Source organism: Halorubrum ruber, assembly GCF_018228765.1.
Lineage (GTDB): Archaea > Halobacteriota > Halobacteria > Halobacteriales > Haloferacaceae > Halorubrum > Halorubrum ruber.
In genome coordinates this window covers 261,931-281,912 of sequence record NZ_CP073695.1, presented here as the reverse complement: position 1 = coordinate 281,912, position 19,982 = coordinate 261,931, and the positions used below count along the sequence as shown (strand labels likewise).

Below are 19,982 nucleotides of genomic sequence, written 5' to 3'. Positions count from 1 at the left end.
CGCGACCGAGCGTTCCGGGACGTCGAGGCCGCGTTACTTCTCGTCGCGCTCGCCCGCGGCGTCGCTATCCCCGTCGCTCCCGCTGGCGGCGTCGAGGAAGACGACGGCGCCGCCGAGCAAGGCGAGGTTCTTCAGGAAGTTGATCTTGTTCCCCTGCCGCTCTTTCCCCTCCATCGTCCAGAAGTCGTGGATCGCGGGCGTCGTCCCGAGGAAGAAGAAGACGAGCGCGCCCGCGGCCGCCCGCGGGAGCCGCCAGAGGACGATCCCGAGGTTGGCGACCAGCAGCATCCCGGTGACGAACGGGACGAGCACGTCGGGCATCGGGACGCCCTTCTCCTCGGCGACCGCGACCCGCTTGTCGTTGTTCTTGAACCCGTCGAGGGCCATGTACGCGAGGACGCCACCGTACAGCGAGCGGCCGAGCAGCGAGGGGGCGTCGCGGCCGGAGCGGCCGTCGGCGGGCTCGGCGGCCTCGGATTGAGAGTCCGGTTCGTCCGCCATTTATACCACCTCGATCCGGCTGACGTTCGCGTCGACGCGCCCGACCGTCTCGTAGGTCGGCCCCTCGTCGCCCTCGCCGTCGAGGCGCCGCATGATCCGGCCCTCTACGTCGTCGCGCTCGTCGGGCACGTCGAAGAGGCCGGAGCCGCAGACGACGTCGCCGTCGTGGACCGCCCACGTCTCGATGATCTCGTGGGGCTCGCCGGGGAAGGAGACTCGCTCGAAGTCGCGCCCGAAGTTCGTCGACTCGAACAGCGCGACCTCGTGGTCGTCGTTCACCCACGCGGGGGGCGCCTCCTCGCCGCCGCAGAAGATCACCCGGCCGTCGTGGACGAACACGCGGCGGATGTACGAGAAGTCGTTGCCGACGTCGAGCCGCTCGAACGACTCGCCGGCGTCGGTGGTCCGCCACAGGCCGCCCTCGCCGACCGCGTGGCCGAGCCCGAGGTTCTCCAGGTTGTGGTCGAGGTAGCCGGTCGTCGCCAGCCAGACGTCCTCCGAGATGGGGAGGACTTGGTGGACGTCGTCGACGATGGCGTCACGGTGGTCCGACCACGTGCGGCCGCCGTCGCGGCTGACGTGGATCCCGCCGGCCTCGACGCCCGCGATGAGGTGGTCGGGGCGGCCGGGGACCGCTTCGAGGGCGCGGAGGCGGGCGTAGTGCGGATCGATCGGCGACTCCCAGTGGCCGCGGGAGGGGAGCTCGCGGAACCCCTTCTGCTCGGTCCACGTCTCCCCGCCGTCGACCGAGCGGAAGACGTACGGGTCGTTGGTGCCGGCGTACAGCGCGCCGTCGGCGGTCGCGAGGATCGCCCACACCTCGCTCTGGCCGGCGTGCCAGAAGCGGTCGCCGAGCGGGACCTCGAGGTCGGTCCACGTCTCGCCGCTGTCGAGCGAGCGGTACGCGCCCGTCGAGGCGGCGACGAAGACGCCTTCGGTGTGGTCCCACGACTTCACGGCGGTGACGACCCCGCAGTCGAGGACGGGGTCGAGGTCGTCGCGCTCGAAGGGGACGTCGTCGGCTCGGTACAGCCCGGAGTCTGTCCCGATCAACAGTGTCATATCCCAGAGTGCGTCGGACGCATAATAAAGTTTTACCAATCTGTAAAACGCTAAGTGGCCGGGGGACGACGGTGGGGGCATGACCGCGCCGCACGCCACCGTTCGCCCGACCGACGCCGCGTACCTCGAGGAGTCCGAGTCCGGACCCGAACTCCCGACCGAGCTGCTGAACCTGCCGTGGATCGACCCGCACAACCACGCGCACACGCTCTCGTGGGAAGACCGCGAGCGGTACGCGCTGTCGGGGTGTCGGTCGATGGTGATGGTGTCGTCGGGGTACCACTGGACCCCCTACAAGCCCGTCGAGGCGAGCGACATCCGCTTCCTGTGGGACGACGCGGTCAACCGCCGGCGGGCGATCGAGCGAAACCACTTCTTCGAGGCGAAGTTAGGGCTCGGCGTCCACACCGGCGTCCGGATCGAGAATCCCGACGAGCTGCTGGCCGCGATGGACGACTACTGCGCGCTCGACGAGGTCGCCGCCGTCGGGGAGACCGGCGTCGTCCCGAGCCAGCACGTCGAGCGCTGGGACGTCGACGAACAGCAGGCGGTCGTCCAGGCGCAGATGGAACTGGCGAGAGATCACGACCTCCCCGTCCTGCTCCACACGCCGAACACGACGCCCGAGGCGAAGCGAGAGTATCGCGACGACCTCGGCGTGACTCCGGGGTACGAGAAGAACGCGGGCCTCGGCACCGACCCGGTCCTCGACGGCGAGAACCCGGCGCTCGAAGCCGTGAAACGCGACGTGGAGGCCGCACACGACGCCGGCCTCAACGAGGAGCGCGTCGTGGCCTCGCACGCGGACGCGAACAACACCACGTACCTGATGGCGGAGACGGACTGCTACCTGAGCTACACCATCGGCCACTCGTGGCTCGTCGGCGTCGACGCGGCCGACGTGGCGAACGCCATCGACGAGTACGGCCCCGAGCGGATCATGATCGACACCGACACCGCGAACGTGCTGCGCACGGACCCGTACGCCGTGAAGCGCGCGATCTTCGAGCTGTACCGCTACGGGATCGACGTCGAGGACATCCGGACCGTCGTGTACGAGAACCCGCGGGACGTGTTCGGGCTGGCAGAATAGACTATTTAAATACTCCGCGGTGCGGTGGCGCGTGCCTCCGAGTGGCCGCCGAAGGCGGCCGCGAGGAGCACGCGCGAGGGACGCGGCGAACGCGAGCGGCGAAGCCGCGAAGCGTGAGCCGCGAGGCTGGGGAGGCGTGAGGCTGCGGTGCCGTGCAGGGCGGGACTCAAAGGGGCAGTCGCGAGGACGGCGCAGACGACGTAAGCACCACAGCGAGTGAGCGGAGCGAACGAGCGAGGAGCGCAACGAGTGTGCGCCGTCCTCGCGGCTGGGGCTTTGGCGGTGTTCGCCACCGATCTGCGACCAGATATTTATAAACGAGCGACTGGGGCTTTGGAGGTACTCACCGCCGATCTGTGGTCAACTATTTATAAATGAACGGCCGGAGCTGTAGAGAAGTTCACTGTACGGGCTCCGTTGAGATTCTCTACAGAGAAGGCATTCCGATTCCGGTCGGTCCAAGCCATTTAGAACCCGGTCACCGCAGGGAGTACTGTTCCGAGAAGAGTCAGACAGGCGGCACCGACCAACGCCAGAAGGACGATAGGAGGGGCAGTAAACTCCTCTGGGTCAGTTTGAAGCGATTCGTAGCCGGCAACTGCGAGCATTCCAGCCCCACCGATGGCCATGAGCAGTATCGGGATGCCGCGATCGCCACCGACGACCGACGCTACCGCTGGCCCTCCTAGTGACGTTCCGATTACGGCGAATGAGCCGGTGTAGACGTACAGGTCCTCCATTGGCGATGTAACAGCACGAGGACACTTGTAGTTTGGTTAGCGATGTACGAGCGCGTCCGGAGAATACGGTTTCAACGAGGCCGCCACGCCGGCGATCATTTATAAACTCCGACGAGCCGAGGATCCTACTCCGTCTCGAACTCGTTCGTGAGTTCGCCGACGCCCTCGACGCCGATGGTGACCGAATCGCCGTCGCCGAGCAGCACCGGCGGCTCGCGGTAGACGCCGACGCCGGGCGGCGTGCCCGTAAAGACGAGGTCGCCCGGTTCGAGCGTGAACGCCTGGCTACAGAAGGAGATCAGCTCGTCGACGCCGAAGATCAGGTTCTCGGTCGAGGACTCCTGGAGGCGCTCGCCGTTGATCTCGGCGAAGATGTCCAGGTCGTGGGGGTCGTCGATCTCGTCGGTCGTGACGAGGTCGGGGCCGGTCGGCGCGAAGGTGTCGAGGCTCTTCCCGCGGACCCACTGGCCGTCACCGTGCTGGAGGTCGCGCGCGGAGACGTCGTTGCCGACGGTGAAGCCGGCGACGTGATCGAGGGCGTCCTCGGGGTCGACGCGACGCGCCCGCTCGCCGATCACGGCGACGAGTTCGGCCTCGTAGTCGACCTTTTCCGTGTACTCGGGGTCCCAGCGGACCGGGTCGTCGGGGCCGACGACCGAGGTGGGGAACTTCGAGAAGAGGACGGGTTCGTCGGGGATCTCGTTGTCGCCCTCCTCGGCGTGGTCGCGGTAGTTCAGCCCGACGCAGACGACCTTCTGCGGGTCGTCGACGGGGGCGGCGCGTTGGAGGTCGTCGGGGTCGCGGACGCCGACGCCGGTCTCCGCGGCGTGCTCGACCGCGAGGTCCGCCTTGCGGCGCCACTCCCAGTCGGCGAGGAGGTCGCTGGTTCGGGCGGGGACGTGGATCCCGGCGGCGGCGCCGGCCTCGGCGAGGTCGACGACGCCGTCGTCGGTCGCGACGCCGGGCCACGGTGTCTGTGCGTCCGTCGTTCGGTATTGTCCGATTCGCATGTGAAGTGAGGGAAGTGAGTCGAAGGGGTGAGTTCGGTTAGCGAAACTACGCAGCGGGCGTTACAGGTCGATCCCGGCCTCGTCGAGCAGTCGCTCGCCGGAGGCGACGAACCGGTCGAACTCCTCGTCGACCTTCGGGTTCGTCAGCTCGCCGTCGCGCTTGACGACCTCGCCGTCGACGAGGACGGTGTCGATGTGCGAGGGGTCGGCCTGGAACACGACGGTCTGGACCGGGTTGTGGCTGGGGGCGGTCATGAAGTCGTCGGCGTCGAACAGGACGAGGTCGGCGCGCTTGCCGGGGGTGATCGTCCCGATCTCGTCGTCGAGCCCGAGCGCCTTCGCGCCCTCGACAGTGGCCATCTCTAAGGTGTCGCGCGCGGAGATGCTGACCTCGGTGACCTCCTCGTCGCCCTCGAGGATCTTCTGGTTGTCGAACATGCGCTGGAGCTGCATCCCGATCCGCATCTGGCTCCCCATGTCGCCGCTGACGTTCGAGCAGACGTCGACGCCCCACGCCGGGCGGCCGCCGGCTTCGAGCACCTTCCCGGTGACGGGGATGCCGTGGCCCATCTGCATCTCGACCTCCGGCGTCGAGGAGAAGGAGACCCCCTGCTCGACGGCGTGATCGATATCCTCCTGCGAGAAGTGGTTCCCGTGGGCGACGTTGACGTCGGGGCCGAGCATGTCCTCGATACAGCCGAACCCCTGGTAGTCGTCGCCGTACTCCGAGGACGGCCACAGCGCCGCGCCCATGTGGATCGTCGAGAGGACGCCGAGGTCGCGGGCGAGTTCGAGGTCGCCGCGGGCGGTCTCGTCGGTACAGAAGTCCGGACCGCGAAGCCCGAGCGCGAGGCTGAGCCGGTCGTCGTCGCGGATCTTCTCCTCGCGGAGCTCGCGGATCTCCTCCTCGGGGAGGCCGACGTCGCTCTCGAACCACCACTTCGCCGCGTCGTCGCCCGGCGGGCCGTAGGTGTACACCGCTCGCAGGCCGGTGTCCTGCAGCGCGTCGACGGCGCGTTCGCCGTGTTCGAGCGTGTTGGGGTACGACCAGTCGAGCGCGGTCGTCGTCCCGGTGTGGAGCTTCTCGAAAGCGCCGAAGAGGCCGCCGAGGTACATGTCCTCCGGCTGATACAGCCCGGTGATGTTGCCGAGCATGTCGTCGAAGTACTCGCCCATGAGCGACCAGTCGCCGGCGATCCCGCGGACCTGTGTCTGTGCGAGGTGGATGTGCGAGTCGACGAACCCGGGGACGACGATCTTCCCGGCGGCGTCGATCTCCTCCGCGTTCGACGCCGAGAGCCCGGTGCCGACCTCGATTATCTCCCCGTCCTCGATCAGGACGTCGGCCTCGTCGAACTCCCCCACGTCCGGGTCGAGCGAGACCACGGTCCCGTTTCGCACGATCGTCTGTGTCATGTTCGATAATAGGGTTTGACCAAGAGGTTAAAACTTTACCGGACGGTAAAGGCCGACAGAGGCGACCGTAGGTTGAGGGGGACAACCACAGGCCGAGAGAGGCAATCGTATTATGTACCTCACACGTAGAGTGTCCGTATGAGCGAATCACAGGGCGGATCGGCGAACGAGTCCGCCGAGTCCCCGAGCGAAAACGTCGACGGCGGCGACGAGACGGTGTCCTCCAAGGACACGAAGGAGGTGATCATGGAGGCGACGTTCCGCGCGCTGAGCAAGCACGGGTACAAGGACCTCCGGATGCGCGACATCGGCGAGGAGATGGATCTCACGCGGCAGGTGATCCACTACCACTTCGACGGCAAGTACGACCTGATGTCCTCGTTCCTCGAACACATCATCGACCAGTACGAGGGCAGCGTGGTCGTCGAGGGCGACGCGGACCCGCGGACGGAACTCCGCGCCCGCGTCGACCAGTGCCTGTTCGGCCCCGAGTTCGAGGAGTTCAGCCACTGGGACCGGATGAAGGTGTACCACGAGCTGTACACGCACGCCCAGAACGACGGCGAGCACCGCGAGGTGTTCAACGAACACTACGACCGCCTTCGCGGCAGCATCGTCGAAGTCGTCGAGGAGGGGATCGAGGAAGGCGTCTTCCGCGACGTCGACGCCGAGCGGATGGGCCAACTGGTGACCGACGTGATCCACGCCGCGCGCGGGCGCCGGATCTCGCTGGGTCACGAGGATGCGCCCGAGGAGGCCCGGAAGGCGATGGACGAGTTCATCTTCGAGTCGCTGGAGCGGACGGAGTAGTCGAGCGGTTGCCTTTTTTGGCCGGCGTTTCACGTCGAGATTGGTTTCCAGTCGAAAGCGGTTTCGCGTCGAGATCGGTTTCCAGTCGGAATCGATTTCCAGTCGAAATCGGTCCCCGCCGTCAGGAGTCGTCGACTGCGACGAGCCGCGGGTCGGTCCGGTCACGTCCCTCGCGAAGCCGGTGGGAACCGTCGAATCGAACCCGATCGCCGGGAGACAGGTCGCCGTCGGCGGCCTGTGCGATCAGTTGGACCTCGTCGAACCGGACTAACGCGAGGTGGTTCGGCGCGCGGACGTCCGGCGGCGTGGTCTCGACCGTCGTCGTCGCGACGACCGCCCCCGTTTCGAGTCGAACCGTCGCGGCCGACTCGGCGCCGTGGCCGCACGCCGGACAGCGCCGTCGGTCGTAGTACCAGCGGTGGCCGCAGTCGTCGCAGACGAAGGCGCGGTCCGCGGGGACGTCGCGGTCGGCCGGCCGGTCGGTGACCGGGTGATCGGAGTCGGTCACGTGCGCAACACCGTACAGACGCTGTTGTTCCCGAACCCGGCGACGTTGATCGCGAACGCCGTCTCCGCACCGTCGACGCGGCGGCTCTCTGGGAGGTCGCCCCGGAGCTGCCACACGAGTTCGACGATCTGCGAGAGCCCGGTCGCGCCGAGGGGGTGGCCGCGGGCCTTGAGCCCGCCCCCGGGGTTGACCGGGAGATCGCCGTCGAGCGCGGTGTCGCCTTCGAGCGTCGCCTCCCACGCGGTCCCGGGCTCGTAGAAGCCGAGCTCCTCCAGTTCGATGAGTTCGAGGACGGTGAACGCGTCGTGGATACAGGCGACATCGACGTCGTCCGGACCGATTCCGGCGCTGTCGAAGACGCGCTCGCCGGCGGTCCGGACGGACTCGATCGAGAGGGGGTCCGGGCGCTCGGCGACGGCGTGGGTCCCCGTGGCGCTCGCGGTACCTGCGACCCGCGGGGCAGGACCGGCTTCGGCGCCGCCGTCCGCGGCGGAGTCGTCCTCGTCCGTTCGCGTCAGCACGACCGCGGCGGCGCCGTCGGACATCGGACAGCAGTCGTACAGCCGGAGCGGCGCGGCGACGACCGGGGAGTCGAGCGCGTCGTCGACGTCGATCGATTTTCGGAACTGCGCGACCGGGTTGTCGACCGCGTTGCCGTGGTTCTTGGCGGCGACCGCGGCGAGCGCCTCGCGGGGCGCGTCGTGGCGGTCGAGGTAGGCGCCGGCGGCGAGGCCGCCGAAGGAAGGGAGCGTGACCCCTTGCGCGTACTCGCGGCGGTGGACGAGGCGGCTGATCGCCTCCGTGACGTCCCGCGTGTCGCCCGCGGACATCTTCTCTGCGCCGACGACGAGCGCGACGTCGGCGTCGCCCTTTTTAATGCGGTCGACGCCGCGGTGGAAGGCGCTGGCGCCGGTCGCGCTCGTGTTCTCGATGCGGTCCGCGGACGCGCCGTCGAGGCCGAGCGCGGCCGCGAGCGCGTTCGCGAGCCCCGCGCTCTCGTCGAGCGCTTCGGCGAGGGCGTTGCCGAAGTGGAGCGCGTCGACGGCTGAGGGGTCGATCGCGGCGTCCGCGAGCGCGCGCTCGGCGGCGGTGGCGGCGAGGTCGGTGAGCGAGCGCTCGGCGTCGCTCTCGAAGGGCGTCATGCCGACGCCGCTGACGCGGACGCCGGTGGAGTCGGTCGCGGACGACGACATCAGTCGTCGGCGTCCGCGTCCTCGGCGTCGTCGCCGAACACGCCCAGTTCGGCGAGGCGGTCGATTTCGGCCTCCGAGTAGCCGTGTTCCCGGAACACCTCGCGGTTGTGTTCGCCGAGCAGCGGCGGCGGGAGCTCGAAGCCGCTCTCGGCGTTGCGGAACTTGAGCGGGTGTTCGATCACAGGGACCTCGCCGAGTTCGGGGTGGTCGATCTCGGTGACGGTGCCCCGGGCCTCGATCTGCTCACTGTTGAGCGCCTCCTCGACGCTGTACACCGGGCCGGCGGGGACGCCGGCGTCCTCCGCGATGACCTCGATCCACTCGTCGGTCGTCTTGTCCGCGAGCGTGGCCTCGATCTCGGCCTCGAGTTCGTCGAGGTGTTCCACGCGGTCGGCGTTCTGCTCGAACCGGTCGTCCTCGGGGAGGTCGGGCCGGTCGAGCGCCTCGCAGAGCTCGCCCCAGAGCTTCTCGTTGAGGATACAGATGTTGATGAACCCGTCCTTCGTCTCGAACGTCTGGTACGGGGCGAGGACGGGGTCTTTGGTTCCCATACGCTTCGTCTCCTCGCCCGCGAACACCATGCCGGCCTGCTTGGTGAGCCACGGCAGGGTTGCTTCGAGCATACCGAGGTCGATGTACTCGCCCTCGCCCGTCCGCTCTCGGCGGTAGAGGGCGGTCGTCGCGCCGAAGGCCGCCCACATCGCGGTGATGAGGTCGGTCATCGGGAGGCCCACTTTGACCGGCTGGCGGTCCGCCTCGCCGGTGACGCTCATGATCCCGCTCATCCCCTGGATGAGGAGGTCGTACCCGGACCGCTCGCGCCACGGACCGGTCTGTCCGAACGCGGAGATCGCGAGGTAGATCAGGTCCTCGTTGTGGTCAGTGAGCGTGTCGTAGTCGACGTCGAGCCGCTCCGCGGTGCCCGGGCGGAAGTTCTGGATGAAGATGTCCGCCTCCTCGACCAGCTCGTACAGCGCCTCCTTCGCGTCGTCGTTCTTCAAGTCGAGTTCGAGGCTCTTTTTCCCGTAACTCAGTGTCCAGTAGTACGGGGACTCGCCCTTGATGAACGGCGGCCCGGAGTGGCGGACTGCGTCGCCGTAGCCGGGCTGTTCGATCTTGACGACCTCCGCGCCCTGGTTCGCGAGCATTGCCGAGCAGAAGCCGCCGGTGACGAACGTCGAGAGGTCGAGAACGGTGACGCCGTCCAAGATTCGTCCGCTGCTCGCGGAACTCCCGGTGCCGCCGTCTTCGGTACCGGTATCGTCGGTACCGGTGTCGTCGGTACCGGTGTCGTCGGTATCCGTCATCTACCCACCTCGTCCGACGTGCGGAGTCGTCTCATAGGTACGTGTACGGTTTGTTTACCGGATGGTAAAACTATCGGCGTCGACCGTGATATTCGTTGGCTCGTCGGTCACATGGCCGTCGTTTGGGAGCCCCCCACCCCTTTGTTTCGAGTGGAACCCGGTAACCTGTGGGGGCGTCCGGTGGGCGTTCGGAGGTGATCCCGGTTCTCTCAGATAATTCATCAGCTATAGCTGGATAAAACAACACTAACAAACAAAATATAATATAGAATAGATTGTCGAGGGTACTGTTGAACAGTTTTAGATATAAAACCACCGGTACTAAAATCCAATCTCACCACCCCCACCCACCCATTCACCGTTCCACACGAAACAAAGGGGTGTGGGGGTCTCCCCGATCGAGTCGACTCGACGGAACTGGAAATCGCGGACCGAAACCGGCGAGTCGGAACGCTCCGACTGAACTTCCAGTCCGGATCCGAGTAGGCACGACTCGATTGCGTCAGATGGGAACCTGTCACGAGAGCGCCCGAAACTCGATCTATCGACGAGATCGTCTCGGGGAACCCGGTCGTTTCCTCTCCCGTCGTCCGTTTCACCTCGACTTTTCGATCCGATCGACGAACCCGCGAATGCTCCCGAACCGCTTCTCCGTCGCCCCGATACTTCGCGAGGGAGGACCGTTTCAACTCCAGAGAGGAACACTTTTGTACCGTCTCTTCATCTGGTTCGACTGTATCAACTGGACGTGGTCGGTCTCGATTCCGACCGCGAATGCGTATTTCCGACGGGAGACGGCGTCTCAAGCGACATACCCGGCTGTCTCCACCTGAAACAGAGGGGTTCACATGGACGAAGGCGATCACACACCGCGGGCCGACGGCGGTATCGACCCGGACGACGGCGACGAATCGGACCACAGTAGCGACTCCGAGGACTCATCGCCCAGCCGCTCTTCGACTCCCGACGCCGACGGCTTCGCCGTCGAGGGCTCCGAAACCGACGAGTCCGAGGACGAGGATCCCGAAGCCGAGGACCCCGATATCGAGGACCCCGATATCGAGGATTTCGACCCCGACGCTCCAACCGAAACGGGGGGCGACAACTCGACTGAAGCCGACCCGACTACCCCAACCGAAGCCGATCCGACCACCCCAACCGAAGCCGACTCCGGCGGTCTTAGCGAATCCGACCCCGATACCGGCCTCAACGTCGAAGACGGAACGAGTCACGATACGCCAGACGTCGAATCGATCGACTCGGACGCCGATACGCCTTCCATCTCGACCGACGCTCGACCCGAAACGGCGGGGCTCGACAACGGCGGTCGCGACCGGTCGTCGCCCGACGTCGACTTTGACGGCGTCGTCCTCGACGACGACGACGAGGACAACCAAGGCCTGTTCGACGACCTCCTCTCCGGCGAACCGATCTTCGAGAACAAGGAGGTTCTCCGCCCCTCGTACACCCCGCACGAACTCCCGCACCGCAACGACCAGATCAACCGGATGGCGACCATCCTCGTCTCCGCGCTCCGCGGCGAGACCCCGTCGAACATCCTCATCTACGGGAAGACGGGGACCGGGAAGACCGCGTCGGCGAAGTTCGTCTCTCAGGAGCTGGAGTCCACCTCCCAGAAGTACGACGTCCCCTGTGAGGTCGAGTACATCAACTGCGAGGTGACCGACACCCAGTACCGCGTCCTCGCCCAGCTCGCGAACACGTTTATCGAGGAGAACCAGGCGGTGATCGCCGACCGCTTAGAGCGGCTCGAAACCCTCCGAGGGGACGCGACGGACGCCGAGGACACGGCCGGTCGCGACGCGGCAGCCGCCCTCGCCGACACCGAGTTCGACTCGGTCGACGAGATCGACGAGCGCATCGAGACCCTCGAAGACGACGCCGACGAGATGGAGGAGGTGCCGATGACGGGGTGGCCCACCGACCGCGTCTACTCGACGTTCTTCGAGGCGGTCGACTACCACGAGCGCGTGGTTGTGATCATGCTCGACGAGATCGACAAGCTCGTCGAGAAGAGCGGCGACGACACCCTCTATAACCTCTCCCGGATGAACTCCGAGCTCGACCGCTCGCGCATCTCGATCATGGGCATCTCGAACGACCTGAAGTTCACCGACTTCCTCGACCCCCGCGTCAAGTCGAGCCTCGGCGAGGAGGAGATCGTCTTCCCACCGTACGACGCCAACCAGCTCCGCGACATCCTCCAGCACCGCGCCGACACCGCGTTCAAGCCCGACGCGCTCACCGACGACGTGATCCCGCTGTGCGCCGCCTTCGCCGCGCAGGAACACGGCGACGCGCGCCGCGCGCTCGACCTCCTCCGCACCGCCGGCGAGCTCGCCGAGCGCTCGCAGGCCGAGATCGTCGCGGAGAAACACGTCCGGCAGGCGCAGGACAAGATCGAGCTCGACCGCGTCGTCGAGGTCGTCCGCACGCTCCCCACCCAGAGCAAGATCGTCCTGTTCGCCGTCATCCTCCTCGAGAAGAACGGCGTCCACAACATCAACACCGGTGAGGTGTTCAACATCTACAAGCGGCTCTGCGAGGAGATCGACGCCGACGTCTTGACCCAGCGGCGCGTCACCGACCTCATCAGCGAGCTCGACATGCTGGGGATCGTCAACGCCGTCGTCGTCTCGAAGGGCCGCTACGGCCGAACGAAGGAGATGGGCCTCTCGGTGCCCGTCGAGGAGACCGAGGCGGTCCTCCTGTCGGACTCGCGGCTCGGCGACATCGAGAACGCGCAGCCGTTCGTTCAGGCCCGGTTCGACAACTGAGCCCGTCCGTCAATCGCTACGTCGCCAACCCCGTCTCGGCAGGCGTCACGCCGCCGTGGCGGACGAAGCGGGGGTCGAATCCACCGCCGGAAGACCGCTCTCCATCGCCGCCGGGAGGGCGCTTCCCACCGTCCGCGTGATCGCCTCGTTCAGCTCCACCTGTCCCGTCGCGATCAGCCGGATGTACCCGAGATACGGGACTCGGAGCCGCGCGACCCCGTTCACCCACTCGGCCCTGACCGGCGGGGAGAGGCCGCTCGCCTGGTCGTAGGCGCCGTTGTTGTCGCCGAGGGTGATGTACCCGTCGTGCGGCGCCGGGCAGTTGGCGAGCGACCCGCAGTCGACGGCGTTGTGGTGCTCGGGGTCGGCGCGGTCATACCAGTTCTCGCCCTCGGTAACGTGGAACATGGCTCGGTGGATGATCGGTGACCCGGTCCGCCCCGGAGGCGTGTATATCATCACCGACCCGTAGGACCCGAACGTCCGGTAGTCGACCTCTTGGCCCACCTCGTGGGTGACGACGCCGACGCCGTTCTCGGCTGCGTCCGGCGCGAGCCGCCCGGGCTCGGTGACGAACACGAGGTCGCCGACCTGCATGTTCGGCTCCATGCTCCCCGACTCGACGGCGACCATGGGCGGCCACACGCCGCTGACGCCGAACAGCAGCAGGCCGACGAGGAGGACGACGCCGACGCTCGCCAGCATCTCCCGGATCCACATCAGCGCGCCCTCCCGGTCGTGGCGGAACCGATGTACCAGCGACTCGTCGGCCGTCGTCGTCTCTTCCGTCTCGAACGCGGGATCTCCGACCGATTCCGATGCGCCCTGCGCTCCGCTCCCGGTGTCGGATTCCCCGGAACCAACGGCTTCCCTGGATGATTCGGGCTCGTCCCCGAGGTCGGCTTCGCGCTCGCTATCGGTTTCATCGTCCGAGTCACCGGAGGTCGCGCGGTCGGACTCGTCGGAAACCTCGTCGTCCGATCGGCCGGAAATATTGTGGTCTGACCGGTCGGGAACTACGTCATCCGATTCGTCGGGAGCCGCCCCGGATTGGTCTTCGACCCGCTCGTCTCGACCGGCCGACCCGTCGGTGTCCGTCGGCCGATCCCCTTCGTCCATTACGTCGCCTTTGGAGGGTTCCGTTCATAAGCTTCCGGGTCGCGCGGATTCCGCCCTCGCTCGCGGCCCCGCGCGCTCGGCCCCTCCGACGGCTCCGGAACGGTTTTGCCCGCGACCCTCCTTTCGGGTATCGTGCCGCTGGAGTCGAACGCCCGGATCGCGAAAGCCCTCGCCGAGCGCGGCTACAACGCCGAGCGCGAGGCGGTCACCCTGCTCGCGGGCGCGACCGATCCGACCGCCGCCGTTGCGGCCGCCGTCGACCGCGCCCCCGACGACGCCCTTCGGATCACCGCCGACCACGTGCGCGAGGCGATCGCCGAGACCGAGGAATCGGCCGCGTCCCCGACGAAACCGGACAATCTCCAGTTGAAACGAAGGGGTCCACGGGCGCCGAAGCCGCGGAGACCGAAGCGGGTTCCGGAGTCGCGACGAACGGCGTCGCGGACGCCGGGGCTACCGAGTCCGTCGCCAGCGACTCCCTCACCGCCGACTCCCCGACTGCCGACTCTACCACCACCGATTCCGTCGCTACCGACTCCACAACCACTGACTCCGCGCAGTCGACCGGTGCCGAACGCTCCCGGGGCCCCGACCTGCGCGACCTCGAAGTCGGAAACGACATGACCGGGCGTAGCACCGGGACGGGCGAGTACTCCGACTTCGTCACGACGTTCCGCGACCGCTACGAACGGCTCTCGAAGATCCTCCGCGGCCGCGTCAACCACCGGCCTGCGGAGGCGATCGCGGACATGCCGGGTGGGAGCGACGCCGCGATGATCGGCCTCGTCAACGACGTGCGCTCCACGAAGTCCGGCCACTGGCTGATCGAGTTGGAGGACACGACGGGAACCTTCCCCGCCCTCGTGATGAAGGACAAGGGCCTCGCCGACGTCGTCGACGAGATCCTCTTAGACGAGTGCGTCGCCGTCGAGGGGACGCTCGCGGACGACGCCGGCATCCTCTTCGCGGACTCGCTCCACTTCCCCGACGTCCCTCGCACTTATCATCCCGGGGGGGCCGACCGCCACGTTCAGGCCGCGCTGATCTCCGACGTCCACGTCGGCAGCGACGAGTTCATGGCCGACGCGTGGCACAGCTTCACCGACTGGCTCCACACCGAGGAGGCCGACCCCGTGGAGTACCTGCTGCTCGCGGGCGACATGGTCGAGGGCGTCGGCGTCTACCCCGACCAGGACGAGGAGCTGGAGATCGTCGACATCTACGAGCAGTACGAGGTCTTCGCGGAGCACCTCAAGGAGGTGCCCGCGGACACCGAGGTCGTGATGATCCCGGGCAACCACGACGCGGTCCGCCTCGCCGAGCCGCAGCCCGGGTTCAACGACGAGATCCGGGAGATTATGGACGTCCACGACGCGCGGATCGTCTCGAACCCGGCCACCGTCTCGGTCGAGGGCGTCGAGGTACTGATGTACCACGGCGTCTCGCTCGACGAGGTGATCGCGGAGCTCCCCGAGGAGAAGGCCAGCTACGACGAGCCCCACAAGGCGATGTACCAGCTGTTAAAGAAGCGCCACGTCGCGCCGCAGTTCGGCGGTCACACCCGCGTCGCGCCGGAGGAGCGCGACTACCTCGTGATGGAGGACGTGCCCGACGTGTTCCACACCGGCCACGTCCACAAGCTCGGCTGGGGGAAGTACCACAACGTGCTCGCTGTCAACTCCGGCTGCTGGCAGGCCCAGACCGACTTCCAGAAGTCCGTCAACATCGACCCCGACGCCGGCTACGCGCCCATCCTCGACCTCGACACCCTCGACATGACGGTCCGGAAGTTCTCGTAGGCGGGCCGCCGGAATCTCTCGCGATCGCTATCGGTCGATCTCCACCCGCCCGCTCGTCGCGTCGTTGAGCCGCTCGCGGAGTTCCTCGACCTCGGCGACCGGCACTCTCAGGTCGAACCGCACGCGCTCACCGTAGTCGGCGTCGAACTTGACGCCCGTGGACTCGATCACTCCCCGGACCGTCCCCGAGTCGTCGTACTCCGTCTCGACGACGAGGGTGCGGTGCGGCCGCTCCTCGGCCACGCCCGCGGCGTCGACGCCCTCCTTCACCGCGCGCGAGTAGGCACGCGCGAGCCCCCCGACACCGAGGTTCGTCCCGCCGTAGTACCGCGTCACCACCGCGACGACGTTCCGGATCTCGCGCTGCTGGAGGACGTTCAGCGCGGGCTTCCCCGCGGAGCCGGTGGGCTCGCCGTCGTCCGACGAGTACTCCCTGAGCATCGGCTCCGACCCCGGCGCGCGCTCGGAGGGCTCGCCCGCGGGGACCCGGTACGCAGGCACGTTGTGGGTCGCGTCGGCGTACTCCTCGCGGACTTCCTCGACGAACGACTCCGCCGCCTCGACCGTGTCGACGGGCGCGACGTGCCCGAGGAACTCGGAGCCCTGGACCTCGAACCGCGCGGTCGCGCGCTCGGCGACCGTCAGGTACGCGTCGGTCACGGCGGTTCCTCCTCCTCGCCGTCTTCCTTCCCCTCGTCCGGTTCGTCCTCCCGTCGGCGCTCGACGGCGACGCTCGTCGGCGGCGCGAGCCGGTACAGCGCGAGGTAGGCGCCGACGCCGACGACCTCGACGATCACCGCCACGACCGCCAGCGGCTCCGCCGCGAGCGCCGCGGGGGCGTCCGTCCCGTGCCACGCGAGGAACCCGCCGAGGAACGCCCCGAGCGTCCCCGCGCCGAGCGCGTACAGCCGGCGGTACTCGCCGCCCCGCAGCGTCGCGACGGCGACCGCGGCCGCGAGCGCGCTCCCGGCGAGGAAGAAGTACGGGCGCGCGTCCGGCGGCGAGCCGAGCCGCGGCCACGCCCACAGCAGGTGGACCGCCGCGGCGACGGCCGCGGTCTGGACGGCGATTCCGCGGAGCAGACGCTTCTTCGGGGTGTTCCGCCCGGCAATATCCGCGTCCGAGCCGTCGTTCATGTCGTCACCTGCGCTCACTCCCACGGGTGGTTCCCGGGCGCGTCGGGCCACAGCGGGTACCAGTACGACTCGTCGTCCTCCAAGCCGAGCTCCCCGTCGAGGACGGACTGGAGCTTGAACTCGACCCGCTGGTTCCGGTCGCTCGTCCCCCGCGGCGCGAACGGGTAGTAGGCGCCGCGCCGGAACGAGTAGATCCAGTAGACCGGCCCGTCGTCGTTCTCGAAGCCGAACACGGCCGCGAGCAGCCGCGAGCCGAACCCCTCCTCGATGAACTGGTCGGCCGCGAAGTGGACGCTCGTCACCAGGTCCTCGGGGTCGTCGTCCTCCAGGACGAACCACTGGTAGCCGTGGTCGTCCTCGTGGCGGTGGAAGCCGGTGCCGGTGTCTATCTCGCCGGCCTCCAAGATGGCCTCGACGGTCTCGACCGCCTCGTCGAAGCGGGTGCTGTCCATGCCGGAGAAACAGAGCGCGGCCTCGCCGCAGTGGTCGTAGCGGAGGTCCGCCTCCATCGTCATGTACGCGGTCGACATCCCGAAGAGGTCCTCGGGGTCCGCCTCGCGGGTCGCGTCGGTCTCGGCGCTCGTCCCGAGCACGGCCCGGATCGTGTCGAAGATGCCCATCTGGTCGGGCCTACGTGCGGCGGGGTTTAGGGCGTTTCTCTCGGCGGGTCCGTATCCGCGCTCATCGTCCGGCCACGTCTGCGCTCATCGGCGGGTCCACGTCCCCGCCGCGTCTCGCCGCGCGGGTCACTCCTCGCTGTCGACGCGATCGAGATACGTCAACACGCCACGCGCATTCAGACTCGTGTTCGCTCTGGCGCGCTCGGGGTTCCAGTAGTCGATGTCGCGGCTCGCCGCCTCGAAGTGGTCGACGACCGCCTCGTCGTCGTCGAGCTCGGCGCGCTTCTCGCGGACGCGCTCGACCCACTCGACGTACGCGCGCTTCGCCTCGCCGAGCAGGTCCGCGTCGCAGTCGCGCGGGCCGAAGTGGCCGAAACAGAGCGTGTCGGGGTCGAGTTCCTCGATCAGCCGGATGTCGTCAAGACACTGCTCGAAGTCGAACTGGGGCGGCGGCGACGTCGGGGTCACCGCGTCGATCTCGGGGACGTAGATGCCGGCGGCGTCGGCGGCGAACACGACGTCCGCGTCGGGGTCGTGGTACACCGCGTGGTGGGGCGCGTGTCCGGGCGCGTCGTGAACGACGAGCTCGCGGTCCCCGAGGTCGATCCGGTCGCCCTCGGCGACGCCCTCGATCCGGTCGTCGGGGACCGGCTTCGGCTCCGCGTAGTACTCCCACTGCTCCTCGACCGCCGACTTGGTGCCCGCGACGAGCGCCCCGGGGTCGACGAGGTGGCGGACGCCTTTTTCAGGCACGCGGACCTCGGCGTTCGGGTAGCGCTCCGCGAGGTAGCCGGCGCCGCCGGCGTGGTCGAGGTGGGCGTGGGTCGGGAGGATCCACCCGAGCTCCTCGCGGCCGATTCCGATCTCCTCGACGCTCTCGAAGAGCGCCTCCCGGTTCGCTCCCGTTCCGGTGTCTATCACGATCGGTCGCTCGGCGTCGTACACGTAGACGGCGCCGTACTCGTCGGTGTCGAACATGCCGGTGTCGTGGACGTACAGGTCCTCGACGCCGCGGACCGGTTCGAACTCGCCAGCGCGCATACCGGAGGAGGGACCCGGGGGCACTTCTAGCGATCGGTCCGCGCCCCCGGCGCTCGCGGCGACCTCGGGGCCCGGAGAGGTCGGCCGCGCGGGCCGAGGCTTATGGTCGCGCCGCCCGAGGGGACTGTATGCGAGTGCTCGTCACCGGCGCGACCGGGTTCGTCGGGAGCCGGCTCGTCCCGACGCTCCGCGAGCGCGGCCACGACGTTGTCGCGCTCGTCCGCGACGCCGACGGTTACGACGCGCCCGAGGGCGTCTCGGTCGTCGAGGGCGACCTCCTCGAACCGGAGACGCTCCCGCCCGCGTTCGAACTCGACGGCGAGACCGTCGACGCCGCGTACTACCTCGTCCACTCGATGGACGGCGGCCCGGGGTACGAGGAGCGCGACCGCAACTGCGCGTCCAACTTCGCCGCGGCCGCGTCCGACGCGGGGGTCGACCGGATCGTCTACCTCGGCGGGCTGGGGGAGGACCGCGAGGAGCTCTCCGAACACCTCCGCTCCCGCCGCGAGGTGGAGCGGATCCTGGGAGATGGGGAGCCGGCGCTCACGACGCTGCGGGCCGCGATCATCATCGGCGCCGGCAGCGCGAGCTTCGAGGTGATCGCCGGACTCGCGCGGCGGCTCCCGGTGATGGTCACGCCGAAGTGGGTCGACACGCTGTGCCAGCCGATCGCGATCGCGGACGTGGTCGCGTACCTCGCCGGCGTGCTCGACGTCCCCGAGACCGCGGGCGAGACCTTCGAGATCGGCGGGCCGGAGGTGTTGACCTACGGGGAGATCCTGCGGCGGACTAGGCGCCAGCTCGGGGGCGGGCTCCGGATCGTCAGGGTGCCGGTGCTGAGCCCGGAGCTGTCGGCCCGGTGGCTCCGGCTCGTCACTGACGTGAACCCCTACCTCGCCCGGTCGCTGGTCGAGGGGCTCCGGAACACCGTGATCGTCGAGGACGACCGCATCCGCGACCTCGTCCCGGTCGAGCGAACCCCGTTCGAGCTCGCGGTCGCGCGCGCTCTGACCGACTCGCCGAACGCGCAGCGCCCGTGGCTGACGACGCTCCGGGGGCTCCGGTCGTGAGCCGCGAGTACGGCGAGACGTGGGTGTACGAGAGCCTCGTCGGCGGGATCCCCGGGTTAGGGATCTCGCGGACGCTGGCGGTCGCGCTCCAGTTCGCGATCTTCGAGGTCGGCGTGGTCGCGCTCGGCTGGTACTACGGGGTCTGGAACGCCGTGGCCGCCGGGACGGTCGCGGTCGTCGTCGCGGCGGTCGGCAGCGTCGAAATGCACCGGTTGGGCGCGAAGAACCGGCTGCTCGGGACCCCGCCGGAACACAAGCGGCTGCTGTTCGGGTCGAGCATCGAGATCGTGTTGGGCGTGTTAGCGTTCATCGCCCTCGTGACGTACCTGTTCGCGTGGGAGAACACCCTCCTCGACCGGCTCTTCGGTTCGCAGCCGCCGATCCCCGTCGTCTACCTCACGCTGCTCGTCCTCTGGGACCTCACCTACCGCATCGGCACCTCTTGGTGGAGCGCCGTCGTCGCGCTGTGGCGCGCGGTCCACGTCGACCTCTCGCCCGAGGAGCGGGCGACCGTCCGGCGGCTCGACGCCGAGAACATCGGCTTCTCCGCGGTCCAACTGGCGCTCGTGCCGTTCCTGCTCACGGAACCCGTGCTACTCGGCGCGGTGGTCGGTCACGTCCTCGCGGTCGCGCTCGTCTGTACGGCGGCGATCCTACTCACCTGAGCTCTCGGTTCCGTTCGGACCGTCGCTCCCCGCTGTCGCGACCGTTACCTGTCGCTCCCCGCTGTCGCGACCGTTACCCGTCGCTACCGGC

The 19,982-nt window shown here is 68.1% G+C and carries 20 protein-coding genes; 7 read left to right on the top strand and 13 right to left on the bottom strand.

The features are described 5' to 3' along the window. Positions 1-33 precede the first annotated feature (33 nt). Complete coding sequence (locus J7656_RS01325; protein WP_017343510.1) at positions 34-501, bottom strand: DoxX family protein; 468 nt, start codon at positions 499-501, stop codon at positions 34-36. After that, entirely contained in the window at positions 502-1,563 is a 1,062-nt protein-coding gene (locus J7656_RS01320) for a WD40/YVTN/BNR-like repeat-containing protein (protein ID WP_211553836.1), read from the bottom strand. Positions 1,564-1,642: 79 nt separating this feature from the next. Here J7656_RS01320 and J7656_RS01315 point away from each other — a divergent pair, with 79 nt between their 5' ends. Then, entirely contained in the window at positions 1,643-2,656 is a 1,014-nt protein-coding gene (locus J7656_RS01315) for a TatD family hydrolase (protein ID WP_211553834.1), read from the top strand. A gap of 249 nt (positions 2,657-2,905) precedes the next feature. Then, positions 2,906-3,034, top strand: a complete 129-nt coding sequence (locus J7656_RS15055) for a hypothetical protein (protein ID WP_283091179.1) — start codon at positions 2,906-2,908, stop codon at positions 3,032-3,034. Positions 3,035-3,123: 89 nt separating this feature from the next. On the opposite strand, the gene J7656_RS01310 is transcribed toward J7656_RS15055, so the two are convergent. From J7656_RS01310 to J7656_RS01300, 3 genes are all read right to left on the bottom strand, one after another. Continuing rightward, complete coding sequence (locus J7656_RS01310; protein ID WP_211553832.1) at positions 3,124-3,396, bottom strand: hypothetical protein; 273 nt, start codon at positions 3,394-3,396, stop codon at positions 3,124-3,126. Positions 3,397-3,521: 125 nt separating this feature from the next. Then, the gene (locus tag J7656_RS01305) at positions 3,522-4,406 is read right to left on the bottom strand and encodes a fumarylacetoacetate hydrolase family protein (protein ID WP_211553830.1); all 885 of its coding nucleotides are present in this window, start codon (positions 4,404-4,406) and stop codon (positions 3,522-3,524) included. A 60-nt stretch (positions 4,407-4,466) separates the two neighbouring features. Next, a complete protein-coding gene (locus J7656_RS01300; RefSeq protein ID WP_017343502.1) occupies positions 4,467-5,822 on the bottom strand; it encodes an amidohydrolase family protein in 1,356 nt (451 codons plus the stop codon). A gap of 138 nt (positions 5,823-5,960) precedes the next feature. Between J7656_RS01300 and J7656_RS01295 the strand changes: the two genes are divergently transcribed. Further along, complete coding sequence (locus J7656_RS01295) at positions 5,961-6,632, top strand: TetR/AcrR family transcriptional regulator (RefSeq protein WP_017343501.1); 672 nt, start codon at positions 5,961-5,963, stop codon at positions 6,630-6,632. 121 nt (positions 6,633-6,753) lie between these two features. Here the strand turns inward: J7656_RS01295 and J7656_RS01290 are convergent, their stop codons facing one another. From J7656_RS01290 to J7656_RS01280, 3 genes are read right to left on the bottom strand one after another with little or no spacing between them, the layout of a single operon-like run. After that, positions 6,754-7,140 carry a PhlB family protein gene (locus J7656_RS01290; protein WP_211553828.1) on the bottom strand — a complete coding sequence of 129 codons (387 nt, stop codon included), beginning with the start codon at positions 7,138-7,140 and terminating at the stop codon, positions 6,754-6,756. Next, positions 7,137-8,333 carry a thiolase C-terminal domain-containing protein gene (locus J7656_RS01285; RefSeq protein ID WP_211553826.1) on the bottom strand — a complete coding sequence of 399 codons (1,197 nt, stop codon included), beginning with the start codon at positions 8,331-8,333 and terminating at the stop codon, positions 7,137-7,139. Before J7656_RS01285 ends, J7656_RS01290 begins: the two co-directional genes overlap by 4 nt. Further along, positions 8,333-9,640, bottom strand: a complete 1,308-nt coding sequence (locus tag J7656_RS01280; RefSeq protein ID WP_211553825.1) for a CaiB/BaiF CoA transferase family protein — start codon at positions 9,638-9,640, stop codon at positions 8,333-8,335. The genes J7656_RS01285 and J7656_RS01280 overlap by 1 nt, the downstream gene beginning before the upstream one ends. Positions 9,641-10,488: 848 nt before the next feature. On the opposite strand from J7656_RS01280, the gene J7656_RS01275 reads away from it, so the two are divergent. Further along, a complete protein-coding gene (locus J7656_RS01275; protein WP_211553824.1) occupies positions 10,489-12,438 on the top strand; it encodes a Cdc6/Cdc18 family protein in 1,950 nt (649 codons plus the stop codon). Positions 12,439-12,483: 45 nt separating this feature from the next. Here J7656_RS01275 and J7656_RS01270 read toward each other — a convergent pair whose 3' ends face one another. Then, positions 12,484-13,557 carry a S24/S26 family peptidase gene (locus J7656_RS01270; RefSeq protein ID WP_017343496.1) on the bottom strand — a complete coding sequence of 358 codons (1,074 nt, stop codon included), beginning with the start codon at positions 13,555-13,557 and terminating at the stop codon, positions 12,484-12,486. Between J7656_RS01270 and J7656_RS01265 the strand changes: the two genes are divergently transcribed. After that, positions 13,440-15,356 (top strand): DNA-directed DNA polymerase II small subunit, encoded by a 1,917-nt coding sequence (locus J7656_RS01265; protein ID WP_425490623.1) that lies wholly within the window; start codon positions 13,440-13,442, stop codon positions 15,354-15,356. The two genes, J7656_RS01270 and J7656_RS01265, sit on opposite strands and share 118 nt — an antisense overlap. 27 nt (positions 15,357-15,383) lie before the next feature. Here J7656_RS01265 and J7656_RS01260 read toward each other — a convergent pair whose 3' ends face one another. From J7656_RS01260 to J7656_RS01245, 4 genes are all read right to left on the bottom strand, one after another. Then, positions 15,384-16,016 carry an IMPACT family protein gene (locus J7656_RS01260; RefSeq protein WP_211553823.1) on the bottom strand — a complete coding sequence of 211 codons (633 nt, stop codon included), beginning with the start codon at positions 16,014-16,016 and terminating at the stop codon, positions 15,384-15,386. Further along, on the bottom strand, positions 16,013-16,492 hold the full coding sequence (locus J7656_RS01255) for a hypothetical protein (RefSeq protein ID WP_017343493.1): 480 nt from the start codon (positions 16,490-16,492) through the stop codon (positions 16,013-16,015). The genes J7656_RS01260 and J7656_RS01255 overlap by 4 nt, the downstream gene beginning before the upstream one ends. Before the next feature lie 14 nt (positions 16,493-16,506). Next, on the bottom strand, positions 16,507-17,112 hold the full coding sequence (pspAB, locus tag J7656_RS01250) for a PspA-associated protein PspAB (protein ID WP_017343492.1): 606 nt from the start codon (positions 17,110-17,112) through the stop codon (positions 16,507-16,509). Positions 17,113-17,238: 126 nt separating this feature from the next. Next, positions 17,239-18,153, bottom strand: coding sequence for an MBL fold metallo-hydrolase (locus J7656_RS01245; RefSeq protein WP_017343491.1), 915 nt, complete (start codon positions 18,151-18,153; stop codon positions 17,239-17,241). Positions 18,154-18,281: 128 nt separating this feature from the next. Here J7656_RS01245 and J7656_RS01240 point away from each other — a divergent pair, with 128 nt between their 5' ends. Both J7656_RS01240 and J7656_RS01235 read left to right on the top strand, forming a co-directional pair. Then, complete coding sequence (locus J7656_RS01240; RefSeq protein WP_017343490.1) at positions 18,282-19,226, top strand: NAD(P)H-binding protein; 945 nt, start codon at positions 18,282-18,284, stop codon at positions 19,224-19,226. Continuing rightward, the gene (locus J7656_RS01235) at positions 19,223-19,891 is read left to right on the top strand and encodes a DUF7530 family protein (protein ID WP_026046237.1); all 669 of its coding nucleotides are present in this window, start codon (positions 19,223-19,225) and stop codon (positions 19,889-19,891) included. Before J7656_RS01240 ends, J7656_RS01235 begins: the two co-directional genes overlap by 4 nt. Positions 19,892-19,982 lie beyond the last annotated feature (91 nt).